At 75.9% G+C, this 3,011-nt stretch carries 3 protein-coding genes; all 3 read left to right on the top strand.

Annotation, left to right across the window (positions count from 1 at the left end; translation table 11 throughout):
* A partial coding sequence (locus GQS09_RS27785) for a branched-chain amino acid ABC transporter permease (protein ID WP_399552628.1) occupies positions 1-1,116 on the top strand: 1,116 nt, incomplete at its 5' end.
* Positions 1,113-2,114, top strand: coding sequence for an alpha/beta hydrolase (locus GQS09_RS27780; RefSeq protein ID WP_165990281.1), 1,002 nt, complete (start codon positions 1,113-1,115; stop codon positions 2,112-2,114). The genes GQS09_RS27785 and GQS09_RS27780, both read left to right, overlap by 4 nt.
* Complete coding sequence (locus tag GQS09_RS27775) at positions 2,111-2,914, top strand: 3-hydroxybutyrate dehydrogenase (protein ID WP_165990280.1); 804 nt, start codon at positions 2,111-2,113, stop codon at positions 2,912-2,914. The genes GQS09_RS27780 and GQS09_RS27775 overlap by 4 nt, the downstream gene beginning before the upstream one ends.
* The last annotated feature ends 97 nt before the right edge of the window (positions 2,915-3,011 follow it).

Genomic DNA, 3,011 nt, shown 5'->3' with positions numbered 1-3,011 from the left:
GCGCCCGGGCCGGCCGCCGGTGCCCGCGGCCCGCTGCCCCGGCGGCTGCGCGCGCACCGCTCCCGGATCGGCACGGCCGCGGTGCTGCTGCTCCTGCTCACCCTGCCCTACTCGGCCCTGGACATCCCGGTGCTGCTGGACGGACCGGTCAACTCGGCCGGATCGCTCCAGCTGTTCGCCCTCTGCCTGGTCTTCGCCGGTCTCGCCCTCAGCTACGACCTGCTGTTCGGACGCACCGGGCTGCTCTCCTTCGGGCATGCCCTGTACATCGCCGGCGGCGCCTACGGCACCCAGCTCGCCATGTCCGAGCTGGGCCTCGGCCTGGTCCCGGCCGCCCTGCTCACCCTGGCCGCGGGCAGTGCCGCCGCCTGCCTGCTGGGTGCCGTCTCGCTGCGGACCCTGGCGCTGGGCGGCATCGGTTTCGCCATGGTCACCCTTGCGTTCGCGCAGGCCGGTTCCATCTGGGTGCAGCGCAACCCCGGCGGCCTGACCGGCGGCGAGGAGGGCCTCCCGCTGCGCGCCGACGCCGTGCCGGACGCCTTCATCGGCGTCGCCAACACGGTCAACGTCTACTGGCTGGCGCTGGGCTACCTGGTGCTGACCGCGGCCGTGGCCTGGACCGCCGCAGCCTCCCCGGCCGGCCGGGTCTGGCAGGCCGTGCGGGACAACGAGCAGCGGGTCTCGGTCCTGGGCCGCGACCCGTTCCGCTTCAAGCTGGGCGCCTTCGTGCTGGCCTCCGCACTGGCGCTGCTGGGCGGCTCGGTCTACCTGGTGGTCACCGGCGGGATCACCCCCGGGGCCAGCACCCCGGACTTCACCCTCACCCTGCTGGTGATGGTGGTGCTCGGCGGAGCCGGCACCCGCTGGGGTCCGGTCATCGGCGGCATCCTCTTCGTCTACCTGGACCACCGGCTGGGCGCCCTGGGCGTGTCGGACGCCGTGGCCGGGCTGCCCGAGTGGCTCTCCGCGCCGCTGTCCGAACCCCTGGTCGTGCTCGGCATCCTGTTCGTCGCCGCGGTCTACCTCTTCCCCGGCGGCCTCACCCAGGCAGGGCACGCCCTGCGCCGGCGCCGCGCCACCGGCCGCGGCACGACGGAGGAAGGAGCAGCCGCATGACGGGCACCGGCACCCGCGAGCTGCGCATCCCGGTGGCCGGCGGCGAACTCGCCGTCACCCACTGGCCCGCCGCCCCGGCCACCCCGGCCGCCCNCGTCACCCACTGGCCCGCCGCCCCGGCCACCCCGGCCGCCCTCGCCGGGCGGGACGCCGCGGAACCGGTGATCGCGCTGCACGGCATCACCGCCAACGGCCTGGCCTTCACCGCCCTGGCCCGCGAGCTCACCGCCGCCGGGCACCACGTCTACGCCCCCGACCTGCGCGGCCGGGCCGCCAGCCGGGAGCTCCCGGGGCCGTACGGGCTGGCCGCCCATGTGGCCGATCTGCTCGCCCTGCTCGACTGCCTGGAGCTCCGCTCCGCACCCCTGATCGGGCACTCCATGGGCGGTTTCGTGGCCGCGCTGGCCGCCGCCCGGCACCCCGCCCGCTTCCCCCGCGTGGTGCTGGTGGACGGCGGCATCGGCTTCCCCGCCCCGGCGGGCACGGACATCGACGCCCTGCTGGAGGCCGTCATCGGCCCCGCCATGCGGCGGCTGGCCATGACCTTCCCGGACCGGGACGCCTACCGGGCGTTCTTCCGCGAGCACCCCGCCCTGACCGCGCACTGGGGGCCGGACGTCCAGACCTACGTGGACCGCGACCTGACCGGCAGCCCGCCCCGGCTGCGCAGCAGCTGCGTGCTGGACGCCGTCCGGGCCGACGGCTCGGACGTGCTGGCCGACCCGGAGACCCTGGGCGCGGCCGGCCGTCTCACCGTCCCGGCCACCCTGCTCCACGCCGAGCGCGGTCTGCTCGACGAACCCAGCGCTCTCTACGACGCCGGGCGGCTGGCCGCCAGCCCGGTGCCCGTCACCCCGGTGCCCGGCACCAACCACTACTCCATCCTGCTCGCCCCCGAGGCCACCAGGGCCATCGCCCAGGCCCTGGACACCCTCGCCGCCGCCCGCCCGCACGCGACGCACCAGCCGACCACCGACCAGGCCGGGGACCACGCATGACCAGCACCGTCACCAACACCGACGCCACCACCGGCCGGCCCGCCGGAGCGCCCGATCTCTCCGGCCGCACCGCGCTGGTCACCGGCGCGGCCAGCGGCATCGGCCGGGCCTGCGCCCGCCATCTGGCCGCCGCCGGCGCCAAGGTCCGCGCCGTGGACCGGGATGCCGGGGGCCTCACCTCGCTCGCCGCGGAGATCCCCGTCGAGACGGAGGTGTTGGACCTCACCGACCTCGACGCCGCCGAGCATCTCGCCGCCGGGGCCGGGGCGGACATCCTGGTCAACAACGCGGGTGTGCAACTGGTCCGGCCGCTGGAGGAGTTCCCGGCCGACGCCTTCGAGCGCATCCTGCGGCTGATGCTGCACGCCCCCTTCCGGCTGATCCGCGGCTCCCTGCCGCACATGTACGGCCGGGGCTGGGGGCGGATCGTCAACATCTCCTCGGTGCACGGGCTGCGCGCCTCGCCGTACAAGGCCGCCTACGTGGCCGCCAAGCACGGGCTGGAAGGGCTGTCCAAGGTGGCCGCCCTGGAGGGCGCCGCGCACGGCGTGACCTCCAACTGCGTCTGCCCCGCCTATGTCCGCACTCCGCTGGTGGAGCGGCAGATCGCCGACCAGGCCGAGGTGCACGGCATACCCGCCTCCCGGGTGGTCAGCGAGATCATGCTGGCGGACTCCGCCCGCAAGGAGCTGATCGAGCCCGCCGAGGTGGCCGCCGCCGTGGGCTACCTCTGCGCCCCCGAGGCGGCCGGCATCACCGGGATATCCCTGCCACTGGACGGAGGCTGGACCGCACACTGACCATGAGCACCATGACCCCCACCCCCGACCCGCCCGCATCCGGCCGGCCCGGCCCGCCCGGCCGGCAAGGACGGCCCGGACCGCCGGCGCCCGCTGC

The organism is Streptomyces sp. YIM 98790, assembly GCF_011421595.1.
Taxonomy (GTDB): Bacteria; Actinomycetota; Actinomycetes; order Streptomycetales; family Streptomycetaceae; genus Streptomyces.
The sequence above is the reverse complement of the archived record's forward strand: the minus strand, read 5'-3'. Positions and strand labels throughout refer to the sequence as shown.